Raw genomic sequence first — 241 nt, 5'->3', positions numbered from 1 at the left:
CATCAGCGGATGGGCCGCGTCGTTGGCAACCAGGATCGAATTGCTGGTGAGCGCGAGACTGGTGGTGCCGTCAGCATTGTCAGTGCGGATGCCGCCGATCAAGAGGCTCTCGGCATTGAGCCGGTTCAGCCCTGCCGCGGTGAGCTGAATCGCGCCGTCGGCCGGCGCGCCCGCAAGGGTCGACAGGATGGCGATCTTGCTGCCGCTGATATCGACCTGTGCCCCGCGTCCGCCCGGAGCG

At 67.2% G+C, this 241-nt stretch carries 1 protein-coding gene; it reads right to left on the bottom strand.

Translation table 11 applies throughout. The features are described 5' to 3' along the window. Window positions 1–241, bottom strand: a 241-nt coding sequence (locus RVY79_RS21300) for a hypothetical protein (RefSeq protein WP_317466614.1), incomplete at both ends; no start/stop codon positions are given.

The sequence above is a fragment of the Chromohalobacter sp. HP20-39 genome (genome assembly GCF_033052815.1).
GTDB lineage: Bacteria > Pseudomonadota > Gammaproteobacteria > Pseudomonadales > Halomonadaceae > Chromohalobacter.
The sequence above is the reverse complement of the archived record's forward strand: the minus strand, read 5'-3'. Positions and strand labels throughout refer to the sequence as shown.